This is a genomic window from Thalassolituus maritimus (assembly GCF_900156675.1).
GTDB lineage: Bacteria > Pseudomonadota > Gammaproteobacteria > Pseudomonadales > Oceanobacteraceae > Thalassolituus > Thalassolituus maritimus.
Genome location: NZ_FTOH01000001.1, coordinates 249553 through 269584 on the forward strand (window position 1 = coordinate 249553; position 20032 = coordinate 269584).

Here is a 20032-nt window from a genome sequence, read left to right on the forward strand (position 1 = left end):
TGGGGAAGTGTAGTGCTCTGGAGCGCAGTGCTTATATCTGCAATATCGCAATTAAGTGTTGTTACCTGGAATCGGGATTTACTGCAGGTTTGGCAGAAAGCTGACGCCGAGCGTCAGACCCTGGCAGAGGAACATAGTCGCCTTGTGCTTGAGAAAAGTACGCTGACAGCACACGGACGGATTGACACACTGGCGCGTAAGCGTCTCGGAATGAAAGAACCAGAAAATACACGGGTTTTCCGCTGATGGCACTTGAAGAAAACGAGTTGAAAGAAGGTATTCAACGCTGGCGCTTTGCGCTGGTGCTGGGTGCGTTTGCTCTTCTACTTTTCGTTGTCGCTGCGCGCCTGGTAATGCTGCACACCGTTGAGCAGCCATTCCTGTTTGAGCAAGGCGAAAAAAGAACCGTACGCAGTGAAGTCCAGCCAGCATCTCGTGGCATGATTGTGGATCGTCATGGTGAGCCTTTGGCGGTCAGTACCCCCGTTACTACGCTGTGGGTAAACCCTCAGCAAGTAAATACTTCGGAATTATCTCAGGTTGCCCCTCTTCTTGAGCTTAATGCCGCAGAACTAAAACGTCGTGTCGAACGTGCACAACGTCAGGGGCGTAGTTTTTATTTCGTAAAACGTCAGGTTGAGCCTGAGGTTGCTTCTCGTGTTCTCGGTAAAAAAATTGCCGGACTATATGGCGATACTGATTACCGTCGTTACTATCCTGCCGCTGAAGTTACTTCTCATACGCTGGGTCTGGTTAATATTGACGGTAAAGGTCAGGAAGGTCTCGAGCTTGCTTTTGATGACTACCTGTCAGGGAAAGAAGGATCACGCCAGGTCGTAAAAGATCTGTATGGCAATGTTATTAAACAGCTTGGTGTAAAGGCAGTTGCTGAGCCAGGTCATGACCTGCAACTGACCATCGATCTGCGTCTGCAGTACATTGCGTATCGTGAATTAAAAGCGGTGGTGCAGTCACATAAAGCGACAGCTGGCAGTGCAGTGATGCTGGATGCTAAAACAGGAGAGATACTGGCACTGGTCAGTCAGCCATCATATAACCCAAATAATCGTGCGGATCTCAAACCAGGCAATATGCGCAACCGTGCAGTGGCCGATCTGGTTGAACCGGGTTCAACGATGAAACCGTTCACTGTGGCCGCCGCCATCGAAAGTGGCCGCTATTCACCAGGTACCATAGTAGATACCTCTCCGGGCTGGATCAGAGTTAAGCGAAAAGCGATTCGTGATCATCGTAATTATGGTGAACTGGATCTGACAGGAATTATTACTAAATCAAGTAACGTTGGTGTATCGAAATTAGCTCAGGATCTTGGCGCCGATTCTATGTGGCAGTTCTTCGATCACGCTGGGTTAGGGCGCCCCGGAACATTGGGCTTTCCGGGGGAAGCTGTCGGGAGTATGCCCTATCCAGAGCAAATGGATGACCTCCGTCTTTCGACCGTATCTTATGGATACGGTCTTTCTGTATCTCCGCTACAGCTCGCTGAATCCTACACCAGTTTTACCGACGGCTGTCGCGAGCATGTCTCGCTGTTGATGTCGCAAGTCGGTCAACAGCCCTGTGAGCGTGTAATGTCAGAGAAAACCGCACGCCAGATACTCGATATGCTGGGCACAGTTGTTGGTCCGAAAGGAACCGGTAAGCGTGCTGCTGTTGAGGGTTACCTGGTTGGCGGAAAGACTGGTACCGCTCATAAAGTGGGTCGTGGAGGCTATGAAGATTCTGAATACACCGCGGTATTCGCTGGTATTGCCCCGATCTCGGACCCCGAGCTTGTCCTGGTCGTCATCGTCGATGAGCCTCAGGGTAAAGAATACTATGGCGGTGAAGTCGCAGCGCCGGTTTTCTCGCGCGTTATGGAGCAGGCTTTACGCTTACGTCAGGTAATACCGGATGCTCCGGTTGAAGATGAATGGCTGCAGGTTGCTGGAGGTTCGAGATGAAACTCTCAGAATTAACCGCTGGCACCATGTTTATGCCACCTGAGTGGGATCGGGAATTTAATCACATCCATGCCGATAGCCGAGATATCAAACCCGGCGACCTGTTTATTGCGCGTAAGGGGCACTCGTCTCACGGAAAAGCGTTTATTTCTGCTGCAATTGAAGCCGGCGCAGCCGCTGTTTTTTCTGAAAATGCAGAAATGTTCAGGTGTGAAGCTGGAAGTGTACCGGTTTTCCCGGTATCTGAGTTAGAAAAGCAATTGCCAGGCTGGCTAAAGAAACGTTATCCAGGTTACGAATCACTGACTCTTTACGGCGTGACGGGTACAAATGGAAAATCATCCGTTACTCAGTTTATCGCTCAGCTGGCCGCTGCTAGCGGTAAACGCTGTGGCGTAATAGGTACGCTGGGTAATGGCTTTTTCCCTGATTTTGAAGAAACGAAAAATACGACACCTGATATATGTGTTGTGTACCGTTTACTCGATCAGTTTGCACAATCTGGTGCTGATTCAGCAGCGCTTGAAGTGTCATCGCATGGTCTGCATCAGGGACGTGTTGCTGGGTTAATTTTCGACGTTGCTGTGTTGACTAACATTACCCAGGACCATCTCGATTATCACGGTGATATGGCAAACTATTTTGCCGCAAAGGCAGCACTTTTTGATAAAGATAAAGCGAGATCGGCCGTTATAAATATTGATGATGAGTATGGGGCTCGTCTGATCAGTATGCCGACTCTCTGTGATCACTATCTGACACTTTCTTCTAAGAAAAACATCAGTGCGGATGTGGTTTTTCATAAGGTAGTCGCTACAGCGGATGGCATGAAAGCGGAACTTCAGACTCCTTGGGGAACGGAAGATGTTTACGTACCACTTCTCGGCGAGTTTAACGTTGCGAATCTGGCTGCTGCTGTTACCGCGTTGGCTGTGACTGGTGAAGATTTCGGTAATTTGTTGATTAAAGCTGAAACTCTACAACCCGTAGCCGGTCGAATGGCGCTTTACACGAAACCGGGTGCTTGCAAAGCGGTTATCGATTTTGCCCATACGCCGGATGCTATTGGCGTTGCGATAAAAAGTCTCGCTCCATTGAGTAAAACGTTATCCCTTGTCTTTGGATGCGGCGGTGATCGTGACAGAACTAAACGGGCGCCTATGGCTAGTGCCGCATCTTTGGCTGATAACGTTTGGCTGACAGATGACAATCCCCGTACTGAATCTGCGGAACAAATTTTTAACGACGTTTCTGATTCTCCAGACGCGTCGGATTTTACGTATATGCATGACCGCGCTGCGGCGATTACTGCTGCTATCGAAGCCACACCAGAAGATGGTGTTCTGTTGATTACGGGTAAAGGTCATGAGAATTATCAGGACATCATGGGCGTTAAGCATAATTACAGTGATGAAGCAGTGTTGCTGTCACTAGGTTACCAACGCGCTGGAGGTGGATATGCTTCGTAATCCTTCTCTGGCAGAAATTGCAGAAATTACGGGTGGAGAACTGCTCTCAGAAGGTGCTCACGGACAATGTCTGGCGGTCTCTACTGATACTCGTACTATCCAGAAAGGCAGCTTGTATATTCCTCTGAAGGGTGATCGTTTCGACGGCCATAACTTTGCTGAAAATGCTCGTGAAGCCGGTGCTCTGGCAATGCTGACTGAACGCGAGCTGGCCGTTGATCTGCCTCAGATAAAAGTAAAAGACACTCTGCTTGCATTGGCGGATATCGCAGCGTGGCATCGTGATCAGTTTAATGGGCGAGTCGTTGCAGTAACCGGAAGCGCTGGCAAGACAACCGTTAAGCAATTGATGGGGTCAGTATTAAATCAACGATATAAGACCCTGATTACACAGGGCAACCTGAATAATCATATCGGAGCCCCACTGACTCTGTTGTCCCTGCAGCCGGAGCATGAGGCTGCAATGATTGAACTGGGTGCCAGTGCTGTGGGAGAAATTGCCTATACCGCACGCCTTACCCGCCCTGAAGTTGGCATTCTGACCAACGTGGTGCCTGCGCATCTCGAAGGGTTTGGCTCGATTGACAATATTGCGTTGACGAAAGGTGAGTTGATTGATGCCGTGACGCCGTCGGGCACCATGGTGCTTAATGCCGACGATCATTATTTCACTCAATGGCTGAGTCGTGCGACTGCTCTCAACGTTATCTCTTTTGGTTTCAGCGATAGAGCTGATGTTACTGCTAAAGATATCTGTGAGTCGCTGACGGGAAGTGAGTTTACCCTGGTGCTTCCAGACGAGTCGGTCTCTGTTTCTCTTTCGCTGTCTGGTTTGCATAACGTTCGTAACGCATTGGCTGTTGCTGCCGCAGCATCCAGCCTTGGCTTTTCATCAGTCGAAATTAAAGCAGGACTCGAGCAGTCTGCTGCTGTTGCCGGGCGTCTTGAGCGCTGCAAGGGTCAGCGAGGTCAGGTTATTTTTAATGATGCGTATAACGCAAATCCTGAGTCTTTCTGTGCTGCTATCGACGTTCTTAAACTGGCAGAGGGCCGGCGAATACTGGTCATGGGAGACATGGGTGAACTGGGCGATGCTGCGACTACAATGCACGTCCGGGTAGGGAACTATGCGAAGGATCAGAGTATTGAATGCCTTGTAGCGACTGGCCCCTTAAGCAAGTCGGCGGTAGAGGCATTTGGAGATAACGGACACTGGTTTGAAAACCGCGAAGCCGTTACTGAATTTCTAACAAAAACTACTAAAAGCGGCGACACCTTGTTGGTCAAAGGGTCCCGTAGTGCAGGAATGGATCAGGTGGTTCGTTCGCTGGCAGATAAAGAGGAAGACTGACTATGTTGCTATGGCTGGGTGAATGGCTTGCACAGTACCACTCCGGATTCGGCGTGGTAACTTATCTGACGCTGAGAGCAATATTTTCAGTAGGTACAGCGCTTGCGGTTGCGCTGCTTTTAGGGCCGATAGTTATTCGAAAATTACGCGAATATCAGATTGGTCAGGCGATTCGTGAGGTTGGCCCTAAATCTCATCTCAGTAAAGCGGGCACGCCAACCATGGGCGGTGCATTAATTCTGTTGTCTATTGCCTTGAGTACATTGCTCTGGGGGGATCTCGAGAACCGTTACGTCTGGTTAGTACTGCTTGTTACGCTGGCCTTTGGTGCAATTGGTTGGGTGGATGACTACCGCAAAGTCGTGGAAAAGAATTCCCGTGGTTTACCTGGTCGCTGGAAGTATTTCTGGCAGTCGGTTCTGGCACTGATTGCCGGCGCATATCTCTTTTACAGTGCGCAGTCTCCGCAGGAAACTCAGCTGGTTGTTCCATTCTTTAAAGACGTTATGCCGCAGCTGGGCCTGATGTTTGTTGTGCTCACTTATTTCGTGGTGGTCGGCTCCAGTAACGCGGTAAACCTGACGGATGGTCTTGATGGGTTAGCCATTATGCCGACCGTGATGGTGGCTGCAGCATTGGGTGTATGTGCCTATCTCGCAGGGAACGTGAACTTTGCAGACTACCTGCATATTCCTTACATCGCTGACTCTGGTGAGTTGGCAGTTTTCTGCGCGGCGATTGTCGGTGCAGGTATCGGCTTCCTTTGGTTTAACACCTATCCCGCTCAGGTATTTATGGGTGATGTAGGTTCGTTGGCGCTCGGGGCCGCACTGGGGATAGTTGCAGTAGTTATCCGACAGGAAATCGTTCTGTTCATCATGGGCGGTATCTTTGTGGCAGAAACAGTTTCGGTCATTCTGCAGGTTGCTTCTTTCAAGCTAACCGGCCGTCGTATTTTCCGTATGGCGCCACTGCATCATCACTTTGAACTTAAAGGCTGGCCTGAGCCGCGCGTCATTGTGCGCTTCTGGATCATTACCATCATTCTGGTATTGATCGGCCTGGCAACGTTAAAAATTCGCTGATTGCGAAGGTATCAACTGAAATGACGACAGCAACCGTGAACAACAAACACTACCTCATCGTTGGCCTTGGGCTGACTGGGTTGTCGTGTGCGCGTTTCTGTCAGTCCCGTGGCTATAAGTTCAGCCTGTGTGATACACGAACTGAGTTGCCAACCATTGAGAGCATCCGTAGCGAGTTTCCGGGCGTCGGAATTGCTTTGGGGCTCCCGGATGTCGAAACGCTTTCACAGTATGATGAATTGGTGGTCAGCCCCGGCATTAATGTAAATACTCCGGTTTTTATTGCTGCGGCTGAGCGCGGAGTCACTATTTCTGGAGATGTTCAGTTATTTGCTGAGCATCGTACCCAGCCAGTGATTGCGATTACCGGTTCTAATGGCAAAAGCACAGTCACCAGTCTCGTAGCGGATATGCTGAACGCAGCAGGAGTAAAAGCGGCAGCCTGTGGGAATATTGGCGTCCCCGTTCTGGATCTGCTGACGGAACCCACCAATATTGATGTTTATGTCGCAGAGCTTTCGAGCTTTCAGTTAGAAACTACGCGGAATCTGCGGGCGGAAGTCGCGGGTATCCTGAATATCTCACCAGATCACATGGATCGTTATGCTGGTATGGCTGATTATGAAAGAGCCAAACAGCGTATTTTTCAGAATGCTAAGCATGCAGTGATTAACGGTGATGATGACCATACATTGCCGGCGCTGTCTGTACCTCAGTCTTCCACAGAGTTTTCTCTGCGCAGTCCAGCCAGCAACGACTTCGGTATTACTTACGAAGGCGATGAATTGTGGTTGGCCCATGGTAGTGAGCGTTTGATTAAAGCGTCGGAGCTTTCCATTCGTGGTATGCACAACGTTGCTAATGCGCTGGCTGCTCTGGCGTTTATCGACGCATTGAAGGCAGATCTGAATATTGATCTGGAAAAATGCCTCGATGGCTTGAAGAATTTCAAAGGCCTCGACCACCGTTGTCAACATGTGACCTTACTGAAGGGCGTTGAATACATCAACGATTCAAAAGGTACTAATGAAGGATCTACTGTTGCTGCGATTCAGGGGCTTGAGCCAGTTACGTCGGGTGACCTTTGGTTAATAGCCGGTGGCGAAAGCAAAGGTCAGACGTTTGCGGAATTGGCAGCTGCCTGCGAGAAGCAGGTGGCCGGTGTTTATCTTTACGGTGCCGACCGGGCGATTATGCAATCTGCGCTGCCAGCGACAGTGGTAAACGGTGTATTCAATACTCTGGCCGAGGCATTGGCTGCAGCGAGTGAGAATGCCGCTGCAGGGGATACCGTGCTCTTTTCGCCCGCATGCGCAAGCTTTGATCAATTCCGCAATTACGTTCATCGCGGTGAATTTTTCCGCAGCTGTGTGGAGGCATTGTCATGAATATGGATGCACTCCGCTGGCAACAGAACAGTTCATTATTTTACCCATGGCTAGCCTTGTTGGTACTTGGCTGGCTAATGGTCGCCTCGGCATCGACAGGTATTGCCGAGGACTACACGGGTAATCCTGCATATTTCGCAATTCGACATGCTGTCTATCTTGCTGCTGGAATCACAGTCGCGTTCGCAACTTCTCAGATTTCTATGGCACGTTGGGCTAAGTTCGATGGCTTGCTGCTTCTTGCCGGAATACTCGGATTGATACTGGTCTTTGTGCCGGGCATTGGCCACGAGGTAAACGGCAGTCAGCGTTGGTTGAATCTGGGCATTATTAAAATTCAGGCCTCAGAACTGGCGAAGGTCGGCGCAGTTTTTTATGTCGCCGGGTACCTGGTGCGTCGGGAAGATGAAGTGAAAAGTCAGTGGTCGGGCTTCCTGAAACCACTGGGTATTTTAGGTGCGATGGTTGGCCTTTTACTTATGGAGCCTGACTTCGGTGCCGTCGTAGTTTTGCTTGGAGCAGCCATGATCATGCTGTTCCTTGGAGGCGTTAAGGCCGGGCAATTTTTCCTGCTGACGTTTGCCACCATTGTGATTGGTGTACTGGTTGTGGGAAGTGAAGATTATCGGGTTAATCGTCTGCTTGCGTATCTCAACCCATGGGCGCCTGAACATGTCTACGGTACGGGCTATCAGTTGACACAATCCTTGATCGCGTTTGGTCGTGGCGAGTTATTTGGGGTTGGTTTTGGTGAAAGTGTTCAGAAACTATTTTATCTCCCCGAGGCACATACCGATTTTGTTTTTGCGATCTGGGCTGAAGAAACGGGTCTGATTGGCGGACTGGTTGCGCTTGGTTTACTGGGCTATCTGGTTGCGTGTATCTGGAATATCGCCTGGGAAGCACAGAAGCAGGGGCTGATGTATGCCTCGTACGTGGCTACCGGTCTTGCTGCGCTTCTTGGGCTTCAGATCGTTATTAACCTCGGCGTAAATACAGGTCTCCTTCCGACCAAAGGCCTGACTCTGCCTTTCTTCAGTTACGGCGGTAGTAGCTTAATGATGTGCTGCGCCATGGTGGGTATTGTCATGCGTGTTACCTATGAAACTGAATTGGCACGTCAGGGGAATCAATCAGAACAGGAGGACGGAAATGAGTAAAGTGGTCCTCATGATGGCAGGGGGAACCGGTGGTCATGTTTTTCCGGCACTTGCTGTTGCCTATGCGCTAAAAGAGCAGGGATATGAAATCCATTGGTTAGGTACATCTGCTGGTATAGAGGCGGACCTCGTGCCTGCTAATGGATTTCCTTTACATACGATTAATATTGCGGGGCTTCGCGGTAAAGGGAAGCTCGGTTTGATCGGTGCTCCACTGAAGATAGTGAAAGCGGTCGCTCAGGCGCTTTCGGTTATTCGTAAAATAAAGCCGCTTGCGGTTGTCGGACTGGGTGGTTATGCGACAGGGCCTGGTGGAATTGCGGCCTGGCTGAAGGGGATTCCTCTTCTGATCCATGAACAGAATGCATACGCGGGTATGACTAATAAGCTGTTGCAACGCTTTGCGGCCGTTACTATGCAGGCATTTCCGGGAGCCCTTGATGGAGCACTCGTCACTGGTAATCCTGTTCGCAACGAAGTCGCTCAGATTCCTGCGCCCGATGTGCGTGAATTCCATGAAGGCAGATTACGTGTGTTAGTGGTCGGTGGCAGTCTTGGTGCCGTTGCCCTGAATAATGCGGTTTTCGAAGCCATGAGCATGCTTTCTCCGGAGCAGCGCCCGAATTTACGACACCAGGTTGGCAAAAGAAATATCGATGAAGTCCAGGCGATGTATGTCGAGTCAGGTGTTGAAGCGGAAGTCACGGCTTTTATTGACGATATGGCCGCTGCGTATTCCTGGGCTGATCTTGTTGTGTGTCGTTCTGGCGCACTCACTGTTTCAGAAGTCGCAGCGGCGGGTTGCGCTGCCATCTTCGTTCCATTTCCGTATGCCGTTGATGATCACCAGACAGTTAATGCTCAGTACCTGCAAAAAGAAGGTGCTGCGATTATTCGTCAACAGAACGAATTGACGCCTGACTGGTTGTCGCAGCAATGGTTACAGCTCGAACAGGATCGTGCTTTGTTGCGCGATATGTCGATTAAAGCTCGTGGGTTAGCTATGACCGATGCCACAGAGAAAGTTGTTGAGCAGGTCAGGAGGTTTGCACGTGAGCAATAAACACCCCTCAGATTTAGTGAATATGATTCCAGAAATGCGCCGGATTCGAGTAATCCATTTTGTGGGCATTGGCGGTGCTGGTATGTGCGGTATTGCTGAAGTGCTGCTGAACCAGGGTTACCGGATTACAGGGTCTGACCTGAAAGACTCTGTCGTAACTCAGCGTCTCCAGACTCTTGGTGCAGAAGTTTTTATTGGTCACAAAGAAGAGAATATCAGCGAAGCAGATGTACTCGTAGTATCTACCGCGATTGACGAGTCAAACCCCGAAGTAAGCGCTGCACTTGCGCGCCGGGTACCGATTGTTCGTCGTGCAGAAATGCTGGCTGAGCTGATGCGTTTCCGTCATGGAATTGCAGTTGCCGGAACACACGGTAAGACCACAACAACCAGCCTTGTGACCTCTGTACTCGCTGAAGCAAAACTTGATCCTACGTTCGTTATTGGTGGCAAGTTGAATAGCGCTGGTGCGAATGCACGTCTTGGATTAAGCCGTTATCTGGTTGCCGAAGCAGACGAAAGTGATGCGAGCTTCCTTCATCTGCAACCTATGGTTTCTATAGTCACTAATATTGATGCCGACCACATGAGCACGTACGGCGGTGACTTTGAGAAACTAAAAAATACCTTTGTTGAGTTTCTGCACAACTTACCTTTCTATGGTCTCGCTGTTGTTTGCATTGATGACGACAATGTCAGAAGTATTCTGCCAGGCCTGAGCCGTCAGGTAACAACCTATGGTTTCTCCGATGATGCAGACTATCGTGCTACAGATCTCAAGCAGGACGGTATATTCACCAGTTTTAATGTTCATCGCTCGGGTAAAGAAGAACCTCTTTCAGTTCGTATGCGGATGCCGGGAAAACACAATGTTCTGAATGCGCTTGCAGCGATTGCTGTTGCCGAAGATGAAGGTGTTGATGAGCAGTCAATTGTACGTGCGCTGGAAAAATTCGAAGGCGTTGGTCGCCGCTTCCAGATAAACGGTACTGTGCCGCTGGGAGATGGCGATGTCATGCTGGTAGATGATTACGGTCATCATCCGCGTGAACTTGAGGTCACTCTTGATGCTATTCGCAAAGGGTTCCCGGATCGCCGTCTGGTTATGGTCTTCCAGCCACATCGTTATTCACGTACCCGTGATCTCTATGAAGATTTCGTTCGCGTTCTCAGTGATGCCGATGCGCTTCTGTTGATGGAAGTGTATCCGGCCGGCGAAAAACCGATCGCAGGCGCTGATGGCCGCTCAATGTGCGGCACTATCCGTCAGCGCGGTCCTGTTGATCCGGTATTTATTGAGCGCGATGAATCGCTCAAAACACCTCTGCAGACAATACTTCGCCCTGGCGACCTCTTGTTAACCCAGGGCGCCGGCGACATTGGCGGTATCGCGGTAAATATCGCTGAAAACCTGAGTGACTGGTTAAAGGAGGTTGACGCGTGAGCATCGAATCTCTGGGAAAAATTGCCGTATTAATGGGCGGCACCTCTGCGGAGCGGAAGGTTTCATTACGTAGCGGAAATGCCGTTGCTGATGCGCTTGAGAGTGTGGGGGGCAACGTTGTTCGTGTCGATATTCAAGGGCATGCCATCAGTCAGCTGACTGAACTGGATTTTGATGTTGCCTTTATCGCTTTGCATGGCCGTGGCGGAGAAGACGGAACTATTCAGGGTGTGCTTGAGTGGCTTGATAAACCATACACAGGCAGTGGCGTCATGGCGTCTGCTCTCGCAATGGATAAGTGGCGCACAAAAATGATCTGGATGGCGGCTCAGTTACCGACGCCAAATGCCTATTTATTAGATGCGAGCTCAGACTGGGTAGCGATCAATGAAGCTCTTGATGCTAACGCTATTGTTAAGCCCGCCCGCGAAGGTTCAAGTATTGGCATGCGGCGCGTGCACAATGCAGAAGATCTGAAATCAAGTTATGAATTTGCCAGTGAATATGATGGCTTGGTGCTCGCGGAGCGCTGGGTTGAAGGGCGCGAATTCACAGTGGCTATTGTCGATGGTGAAGCATTGCCCGTGATTCAGTTGCGTACTTCCCACGAGTTCTACGACTACGACGCTAAATATCAGTCGAACGATACTGAATACTTATTGCCATGTGGCTTGAGTGAAAGCGAAGAGAAAGCGCTTCAGTCCCTCGCACTCAAAGCGTTTGATGTGCTTGGCGCAGCCGGGTGGGGACGTATTGACGTAATGCAGGATGCTGATGGTGCTTTCTGGTTACTTGAGGCCAATACAAGCCCGGGTATGACAGATCACAGCCTGGTTCCCATGGCAGCAAAGGCATCAGGTATGGACTTTTCTGAGTTGGTAACTCGCCTGCTGGCGGAAGCGGTGGAGCGTCATGGCCACTAAGAAGGCAGCAGCACGACGCGGCGCTACGAAAAAGGTCGAAAAACAGCCTAAGCGGAAAATTCAGCTCAGGTTGCCGGCCTGGATGTCGGTGAATACGCTTGGCTGGGCGGTGCTACCCGTTGTTCTACTTGGTTTGTTCTTTGGTGGACGCCAGATGATGGATCAGTGGCTGATTGAAAGGATCGAAGTAAAGGGGAATCTGGTTGTCTGGTCACCTGATGATATTAAAAATCAGGTCAGTTGGGTGCTTGGAGATGGCTTTTATTCTGCGGATCTTAATTCGGTATATGACAGTATTTTAAATATGCCTTTGATACACAATGTACAGGTCAGAAAACGCTGGCCGGATCGCATTGAAATTGATGTATCTGAGGATATTCCCATGGCGGTTTGGAATGGGAGTCAAATAATTGGAGTTAATGGCGATTTAATGTCGATCCCTGAGCATTTTAACGTCGATAAACTGGCGGCGATAGATGGAAATAACGAATATCTCGACGAATCTATTAAAAGCTTCCGTTTGGTACAGCAGGTAATGGGTGGCAGTGATATAAAAATTCAACGTCTTGATATCTCTGATACAGGATCGATGAGTCTTCATCTTAGCAATGAGTGGGATGTTTTTATTGGCAGCGCTCACCTTGAGAAACGAGCCTTGAGGCTGAAGAAATTACTAACAGGGCTGCCTGCTGATGAAGTCAGTGCAGTTGATTTGAGATACGGAAAAGGCGCTGCGATTCAGTGGCGTACTGAGCAGGAGAAAGGTTGATGAGCACAACGCAGCAGAAGCGAATGCTGGTCGGGCTGGACATAGGAACTTCGAAAGTCGTCGCGATCGTGGGTGAGGTAGACGTCGACGGCAATATTGAAGTTGTTGGCCTTGGTAGCTGCCCAAGTCGCGGTCTGAAAAAAGGCGTCGTAGTGAACATCGAATCTACGGTTCATTCGATTCAGCGTGCGATTGAAGAAGCCGAACTGATGGCTGGTTGTACTATCCATTCTGTCTATGTAGGCATCGCTGGAAGTCACATTCACTCAATGAACTCTAACGGGATTGTTGCGGTAAAAGACCGGGAAGTAACACCGATGGATATCGAGCGTGTTATTGATGCCGCGCAAGCTGTAGCGATACCACAGGACCAGTCGATACTTCACGTTCTGCCTCAGGAATATGTCGTCGACAGCCAGGAAGGAATTAAAGAACCTGTTGGTATGGCAGGTGTCCGCCTTGAGGCCAAGGTGCACCTCGTGACAGGGTCAGTCAACGCTATTCAGAATATTGAGCGCTGCGTACAGCGCTGCAACCTCGAAACAGACGACATCATTCTGGAGCAGTTGGCATCGAGTTATTCGGTACTGACTGACGATGAGCGTGAGCTTGGTGTCTGCATGGTCGACATCGGTGGTGGCACAACGGATATCGCAATTTTTACTGAAGGTGCAATACGTCACACTGCTGTTATTCCAATCGCCGGTGATCAGGTAACGAATGACATTGCCATGGCATTGCGTACGCCTACTCAGCATGCCGAAAAAATTAAAATGAAGTATGCGTGTGCGCTTACACAATTAGCCAAAGCGGACGAAACTGTGAAAGTGCCCAGTGTGGGAGACAGACCGCCACGGGATCTTTCCCGTCAGGCTTTAGCTGAAGTTGTTGAGCCTCGTTACGACGAACTCTTTACCCTGATTCAGGCGGAATTAAGACGCAGTGGTTTTGAGGATCTTATTGCCGCTGGGATTGTCCTTACAGGTGGTACTTCGAAAATGGAAGGTGTCGTAGAACTGGCCGAAGAAATCTTTCATATGCCAGTTCGTCTTGCTCGTCCTGTGGGTGTTTCCGGCCTGTCAGGAGAGATAGATAATCCGATTTATTCCACCTCGGTTGGGTTGCTTTTATATGCCGCCGGACAGGAGTATAAAAAATCCCGAAATAAAGTGGTTCAGGAAGATAAAAAAAATCCATTTGGCCGCATAAAAGAATGGATTAAAGATAATTTTTAATATTAAATATACTCGCGCGGAAAATAGGAGATAATGCTATGTCTCATACAAGAGAAGGTGATATGTTCGAGCTTGCAGATGATGTGCAGCAGAATGCAGTAATAAAAGTAATCGGTGTTGGTGGTGGCGGCGGTAACGCTGTTCAGCATATGGTCGAAAGCCAGATTGATGGTGTCGATTTTATTTGCGCTAACACAGATGCTCAGGCGCTGCGTAATGTTGATTCTCGTTCAGTAATTCAATTGGGTAACGGCCTGACCAAAGGTCTGGGCGCGGGTGCGAATCCGAACGTTGGCCGTGAAGCGGCAATGGAAGACCGTGAGCGTATCGCAGAAGCTCTGCGTGGAGCAGACATGGTATTCATTACTGCAGGTATGGGAGGCGGCACCGGAACCGGTGGTGCTCCAGTAGTTGCAGAAGTTGCAAAAGAACTCGGTATTCTTACCGTAGCGGTGGTAACCAAGCCATTCCCGTTTGAAGGGAAAAAGCGCATGGCAATCGCTGGTCAGGGCCTCGAACAGCTTTCTGAGCATGTAGACTCCCTGATTACTATTCCAAATGAGAAACTCCTTTCCGTTCTGGGCAAAGGTACTTCTCTTCTTGATGCCTTTAAAGCGGCGAACGATGTCCTTCAGGGCGCGGTTCAGGGCATCGCCGATCTGATTACCCGTCCAGGTATGATCAACGTCGACTTTGCAGACGTACGCACTGTTATGTCTGAAATGGGACAAGCGATGATGGGCACCGGTAGTGCGACTGGTGAGAACCGTGCACGCGAAGCCGCTGAAAAGGCCATCGGCAGCCCACTCCTCGAAGATGTCGATCTTCGTGGCGCCAAAGGTATTCTGGTAAACGTAACTGCTGGCTTTGACCTGTCACTGGGTGAGTTCAGTGAAGTGGGTGAGACGGTTGAAGAGTTTGCCTCTGAAAACGCGACTGTTGTTGTCGGTACAGTGATCGATCCTGACCTGACAGACGAGCTGCGTGTGACTGTAGTTGCGACTGGTTTGGGGGAATCTCAGGTAGTTGAGGAACCAAAGCCGACAAAGGTTGTCGATAACACGGCTCAGAGCCGTGCACCTGAAACCTCTTCAGACTATCGTGAGCTTGATCGTCCGACGGTTAGCCGTCAGGCGGGCAACGCAGCTCGGAAGCTGGACTCAGGCGAGAACCCGGATATGGACTACCTCGACATCCCAGCATTCTTGCGTCGCCAGGCTGATTAACAAACACACACTGGCGTGTTAGTAATCTGCTGGTATAATGCACGGCAATTGTACGATAAATGTTCAATAATGTCAGGAATGTCCGATGATAAGACAACGCACTCTTAATAACACCATCCGCGCGACCGGCGTGGGGCTGCACTCAGGTGAGAAAGTTTACCTGACGCTGAAGCCTGCCCCGGTGGATAGTGGCATTATCTTCCGCCGCGTTGATCTTGATCCGATCATCGACATTCCAGCGACTGCCTTGCAGGTGGGTGAAACCACGTTGTCTACAACGCTGGTCAAAGACAACGCGAAAGTCGATACAGTTGAGCACTTGCTTTCAGCAATGGCTGGCTTGGGTATTGATAATGCGATTGTTGAACTGAGCGCGCAGGAAGTACCTATTATGGATGGTAGTTCTGGCCCGTTCGTGTTCCTGCTGCAATCTGCGGGTATTGCTGAGCAGGAAGCACCGAAGAAGTTCATTCGTATCAAGCGCAAAGTTGAGGTGCGTGAAGGCGATAAAATCGCTTCATTTGTGCCTTATGAAGGTTTCAAAGTGAGTTTCGAGATTGATTTTGATCACCCTGTTTTCCGCCAGAGTGTTCAGACTGCCAGTCTTGATTTCTCATCGACTTCTTACGTCAAAGAAGTCAGCCGCGCTCGCACATTTGGCTTTACCAAAGACCTGGAGTACATGCGTTCTAAGAACCTGGCTCTGGGAGGTAGCGTTAAAAATGCGATCGTTGTAGACGATTATCGTGTACTCAATGAAGATGGTCTGCGCTACGACGACGAGTTCGTTAAGCACAAGATCCTGGACGCGGTTGGTGACCTTTATCTTCTCGGTCACAGCCTGATTGGTGAGTTCGTTGGCCATAAGTCAGGCCACGGCCTTAACAACCGACTGCTGCGTGAGCTGCTTCAGCAGGAAGATGCCTGGGAATTTGTTGAGTTCACAGATACAGAAACCTCGCCAATCACTTACATGAGACCTGCTGCTGGTTAACGTAAGTACACAAATCTGGCTTGTTTCATTGTTTATCGAGGCCATACTCATGTAATCATCGCTAACAGGATGGTTTATGATATGGCCTTACTTGTATTTGCAGCTTTAAGATTTGCAAATCCAGAAGGTGGCAAAAGCCAGAGTAAGGTACAGATTCAGTAGTCATTGTATCCATGAACATTATTATTGTTGGCCGTCGCCACGGTGAATCGAGAAATATCAAACTGACCAGTACGGTGAAACACCTGTTGCTGGGTCTTTTGTTTGCCTTGCCTATGGCAATGGGTGCTGCGGGCTATTGGCTTGCTGAGCGCCTGAGTGGTGATATGGCTCTAGCTCCGGATGCAGCTAAAGCCTGGGAGCGCGATCTCGTAGAGCAGCGTCAAGAGCTGCAGGCTTTAAGGCATTCTGCAGAGCAGGAAATGGCTGCGCTTACTGTGCGGCTGGCTGAAATTCAGAGCCGTGTTATGCGTCTTGATGCGGTAGGTGAGCGCCTTGTTGATTCTGCTGGCCTGCCAAGCGACGAATTTGATTTTGGTGTTGCCCCATCGGTGGGTGGTCCTATTGCTGCACCAGAGAGCAATTATCAGGTTCCTGAAATCTCTAACGCGATTCAGCAACTCGCGGATCGTATTACCAGCCGCGAGCAGCAGCTCGATATCCTTGATGATCTCTTCGCAGCTCAGAAACTGAGCGAAGATACCTTCGTCGCAGGGCGACCGATCACTAAAGGCTGGATGTCATCGCGTTATGGCTACCGTGCGGACCCTTTTACAGGTCGTTCCGCGTGGCATGCAGGTGTCGACTTTGCCGGTAAAGACGGCTCTGACATCGTCGCAGTGGCGGCGGGTGTTGTCACATATTCAGGTCCACGTTACGGCTACGGCAATCTGGTCGAAGTGAACCACGGTAACGGCTACAAAACCCGTTACGCGCATTGTAAAGAGATCAAAGTCAGTGTCGGTGATATCGTTCGCAAGAGCGATGTGATTGCACTGATGGGCAGTACTGGCCGCTCAACTGGCCCGCATGTACACTTCGAAGTCTTCAAAAACGGACGCAGCGTCGACCCTGCTGCCTACATTCATCGACGTCCTCGCTGAATAAAACCCTCTCCCATCTTGTCAACACCCCGGCAACTCAGTAGCCTTTAGCACTTTGCTTTACGCTATGCCCGGGCATCGTCGTACCAGAATATTTTACGGACAGACACAACCTCATGATTGGTAACATTTTCCGCAAAGTTTTCGGCAGTAAGAACAGCCGTGAACTCAAACGTATGGGCAAGATCGTCGCCCGCATCAACGCGCTCGAAGAAGACATGAAAGCACTCAGCGATGAGCAACTGGGTGCAAAAACAGGCGAATTCCGCGAGGCTATCCAGAAAGGTAAGTCGCTGGACGATCTCCTGCCCGAAGCATTCGCTGTTTGTCGCGAAGCCAGTCGCCGCGTAATGGGGATGCGCCATTTCGACGTCCAGTTGATCGGTGGTATCTCGCTGCATGAAGGCCGTATCGCCGAGATGCGTACCGGTGAGGGTAAGACCCTGGTAGCGACTCTGCCTTCTTATCTGAACGCGCTGACGGGTAAGAGTGTTCACGTTGTGACAGTGAACGACTATCTGGCCCGCCGTGATGGAGACTGGAACCGCCCACTGTTTGAATTCCTTGGTATGACCGTAGGCACGGTCGTTCCGGGCATGGCGCCACAGGACAAGAAACCACAATACGAGTGTGACGTTGTTTACGGTACCAACAACGAGTTCGGTTTCGATTACCTGCGCGACAATATGGCGTTCTCCAAAGAGCAGAAAGTTCAGCGTGACCTCGCCTTTGCCATTGTGGATGAGGTCGACTCGATCCTGATCGATGAAGCGCGTACGCCACTGATTATCTCTGGTCCGGCTGATGACCATTCAGAACTGTATCGCCAGATCAACGAGCTGATTCCTCAGTTACGTCAGGGTGAAGCGTCCGAAGACGACAGCCAGCCAGTTGACGGTCATTTCTTTGTAGATGAGAAAAGCCGTTCTATTGAACTGACTGAAGAAGGTCATGAATTCGTAGAAGAAATGCTGACGAATGCCGGTGTTCTGCAGGAAGGTGACAGTCTTTATTCTGCGGGTAACCTGAGTCTGCTGCACCACGTGCATTCGGCCCTGAAAGCGCACGCCGTGTTCCAGAAAAACGTCGACTACATCGTTCAGAACGGGCAAGTGGTCATCGTTGATGAGCACACCGGGCGTACCATGCCAGGCCGTCGCTGGAGTGAAGGTCTGCACCAGGCCGTAGAGGCAAAAGAAGGCCTTAAGATTCAGGCAGAAAGCCAGACGCTGGCTTCAACGACGTTCCAGAATTTCTTCCGTCTGTATGACAAGCTTTCTGGTATGACGGGGACAGCGGACACCGAAGCTTTCGAATTCAATCAGATTTACGGACTGGATGTTGTTGTTATTCCAACCAACCGTCCTGTTCAGCGTATCGATTACAACGATGTGATTTATGCTTCTCAGCGTGAGAAGCATGACGCCGTGGTTGAAGAGATTCGCGAGATTACTGCTCAGGGCAGACCTGTTCTGGTCGGTACCGCTTCGATTGAGTCGTCAGAATACATCTCTGGTGTACTCAAGAAAGCTAAGGTTGAGCACAACGTTCTTAACGCGAAAGAAAATGAGCGTGAGGCTCAGATCATCGCTGATGCCGGTCGTCCGGGGGCGGTAACCATCGCAACCAACATGGCCGGTCGTGGTACCGACATTATGCTTGGTGGTAACTGGGAATCTGAGGTTGATGCGCTCGATAACCCTGACCCTGCAACGGTTGAGCGTATTAAAGCGGAATGGCAGGAACGCCATGACGCAGTGCTTGAAGCCGGTGGTCTGCACATCATTGGTACTGAGCGTCATGAATCCCGTCGTATTGATAACCAGCTGCGTGGTCGTGCTGGTCGTCAGGGTGATAAAGGTTCAACGCGTTTCTTCCTGTCTCTTGAAGATAGCCTGATGCGCATCTTTATGTCTGACCGCATGCGTAACATGATGCAGGCGCTGGGCATGAAAGACGGTGAGTCTATCGAGCACCGTATGGTGACCAATGCGGTAGAAAAAGCGCAGCGCAAAGTTGAAGGACGCAACTTCGATATTCGTAAACAGCTGCTTGAATACGATGACGTTGCTAATGATCAGCGCCGTGTTGTCTATGGTCAGCGTAACGACCTGATGGAAATGGGCGATATTTCTGATGTCATCAGCAATATCCGTGAAGATGTTGTTAACGAAGCCATCAGCGACTATATACCACCTCAGAGCTTGTCAGAGCAGTGGGATATCGAAGGTCTTGAGCGTCACCTGATGGCTCAGTTTGCTATCGAGCTGCCGGTTCAGAAGTGGCTGGACGAAGACACCAAGTTATACGAAGAAAATCTTCGTGAGCGTATTCTCGACGAGATCAATAAAGCGTATCAGGAAAAAGAAGCCGTTATCGGAGCCGAAACCATGCGTCAGGTTGAGCGCCAGATGATGCTTCAGGTGCTTGATAACCTCTGGAAAGAGCACCTGGCAACCATGGATCATCTGCGTCAGGGGATTCACCTGCGCAGTTACGGGCAGAAAAATCCGAAACAGGAATACAAGCGTGAAGCCTTTGGTTTATTCGAAGAGCTGCTGCGGAACATTAAGCACGACACTATTCGTGTTCTGAGCCATATTCGCATCCGCCGCGAAGAAGAGATCAAAGAAGAAGAAGAACGTCGCCGTCTCGAAGCTGAAGCCCAGCTCGCACGCGCTCAGTTCCAGCACGAAGATGCTGACTCTGCATTGGGCAACGATGATGCGCCAGCTGCAGAAGGTGAAGACCAGGCTAAACCTTTTGTTCGCGAAGGCGACAAGGTTGGTCGCAACGACCCGTGCCCTTGTGGCTCGGGTAAAAAATACAAACATTGCCACGGCAAAATTGCCTGAGGA

The 20032-nt window shown here is 50.2% G+C and carries 16 protein-coding genes; all 16 read left to right on the plus strand.

Annotated features, from left to right (window positions below):
• Positions 1-12: 12 nt before the first annotated feature.
• Positions 13-246 carry a cell division protein FtsL gene (ftsL, locus tag BW941_RS01175; RefSeq protein WP_175607839.1) on the plus strand — a complete coding sequence of 78 codons (234 nt, stop codon included), beginning with the start codon at positions 13-15 and terminating at the stop codon, positions 244-246.
• Entirely contained in the window at positions 246-1964 is a 1719-nt protein-coding gene (locus BW941_RS01180; protein WP_076513617.1) for a peptidoglycan D,D-transpeptidase FtsI family protein, read from the plus strand. The genes ftsL and BW941_RS01180 overlap by 1 nt, the downstream gene beginning before the upstream one ends.
• The gene (locus BW941_RS01185) at positions 1961-3433 is read left to right on the plus strand and encodes a UDP-N-acetylmuramoyl-L-alanyl-D-glutamate--2,6-diaminopimelate ligase (protein ID WP_076513620.1); all 1473 of its coding nucleotides are present in this window, start codon (positions 1961-1963) and stop codon (positions 3431-3433) included. The genes BW941_RS01180 and BW941_RS01185 overlap by 4 nt, the downstream gene beginning before the upstream one ends.
• Complete coding sequence (locus BW941_RS01190; RefSeq protein ID WP_076513622.1) at positions 3423-4784, plus strand: UDP-N-acetylmuramoyl-tripeptide--D-alanyl-D-alanine ligase; 1362 nt, start codon at positions 3423-3425, stop codon at positions 4782-4784. The genes BW941_RS01185 and BW941_RS01190 overlap by 11 nt, the downstream gene beginning before the upstream one ends.
• A 2-nt stretch (positions 4785-4786) precedes the next feature.
• The gene (gene mraY / locus BW941_RS01195; RefSeq protein WP_076513625.1) at positions 4787-5869 is read left to right on the plus strand and encodes a phospho-N-acetylmuramoyl-pentapeptide-transferase; all 1083 of its coding nucleotides are present in this window, start codon (positions 4787-4789) and stop codon (positions 5867-5869) included.
• 20 nt (positions 5870-5889) lie between these two features.
• Positions 5890-7257: a UDP-N-acetylmuramoyl-L-alanine--D-glutamate ligase gene (gene murD / locus BW941_RS01200; RefSeq protein ID WP_076513628.1), complete on the plus strand. Its 1368-nt coding sequence runs from the start codon at positions 5890-5892 to the stop codon at positions 7255-7257.
• Positions 7254-8417: a putative lipid II flippase FtsW gene (gene ftsW, locus BW941_RS01205; RefSeq protein ID WP_076513631.1), complete on the plus strand. Its 1164-nt coding sequence runs from the start codon at positions 7254-7256 to the stop codon at positions 8415-8417. The genes murD and ftsW overlap by 4 nt, the downstream gene beginning before the upstream one ends.
• Positions 8410-9480 (plus strand): undecaprenyldiphospho-muramoylpentapeptide beta-N-acetylglucosaminyltransferase, encoded by a 1071-nt coding sequence (murG, locus tag BW941_RS01210; RefSeq protein ID WP_076513633.1) that lies wholly within the window; start codon positions 8410-8412, stop codon positions 9478-9480. Before ftsW ends, murG begins: the two co-directional genes overlap by 8 nt.
• Positions 9481-9502: 22 nt before the next feature.
• Positions 9503-10924: a UDP-N-acetylmuramate--L-alanine ligase gene (murC, locus tag BW941_RS01215; protein WP_217693556.1), complete on the plus strand. Its 1422-nt coding sequence runs from the start codon at positions 9503-9505 to the stop codon at positions 10922-10924.
• On the plus strand, positions 10921-11847 hold the full coding sequence (locus BW941_RS01220) for a D-alanine--D-alanine ligase (protein ID WP_076513636.1): 927 nt from the start codon (positions 10921-10923) through the stop codon (positions 11845-11847). The genes murC and BW941_RS01220 overlap by 4 nt, the downstream gene beginning before the upstream one ends.
• Positions 11837-12616, plus strand: coding sequence for a cell division protein FtsQ/DivIB (locus BW941_RS01225; RefSeq protein ID WP_076513638.1), 780 nt, complete (start codon positions 11837-11839; stop codon positions 12614-12616). The genes BW941_RS01220 and BW941_RS01225 overlap by 11 nt, the downstream gene beginning before the upstream one ends.
• On the plus strand, positions 12616-13851 hold the full coding sequence (ftsA, locus tag BW941_RS01230) for a cell division protein FtsA (RefSeq protein ID WP_068439464.1): 1236 nt from the start codon (positions 12616-12618) through the stop codon (positions 13849-13851). The genes BW941_RS01225 and ftsA overlap by 1 nt, the downstream gene beginning before the upstream one ends.
• A gap of 62 nt (positions 13852-13913) precedes the next feature.
• Positions 13914-15077, plus strand: a complete 1164-nt coding sequence (gene ftsZ, locus BW941_RS01235; RefSeq protein ID WP_068439466.1) for a cell division protein FtsZ — start codon at positions 13914-13916, stop codon at positions 15075-15077.
• Positions 15078-15162: 85 nt separating this feature from the next.
• A complete protein-coding gene (lpxC, locus tag BW941_RS01240) occupies positions 15163-16071 on the plus strand; it encodes a UDP-3-O-acyl-N-acetylglucosamine deacetylase (protein ID WP_068436112.1) in 909 nt (302 codons plus the stop codon).
• 173 nt (positions 16072-16244) lie between these two features.
• Positions 16245-17174: a peptidoglycan DD-metalloendopeptidase family protein gene (locus tag BW941_RS01245; protein ID WP_076513641.1), complete on the plus strand. Its 930-nt coding sequence runs from the start codon at positions 16245-16247 to the stop codon at positions 17172-17174.
• Positions 17175-17290: 116 nt separating this feature from the next.
• A complete protein-coding gene (secA, locus tag BW941_RS01250) occupies positions 17291-20029 on the plus strand; it encodes a preprotein translocase subunit SecA (protein WP_076513644.1) in 2739 nt (912 codons plus the stop codon).
• Positions 20030-20032: the final 3 nt, after the last annotated feature.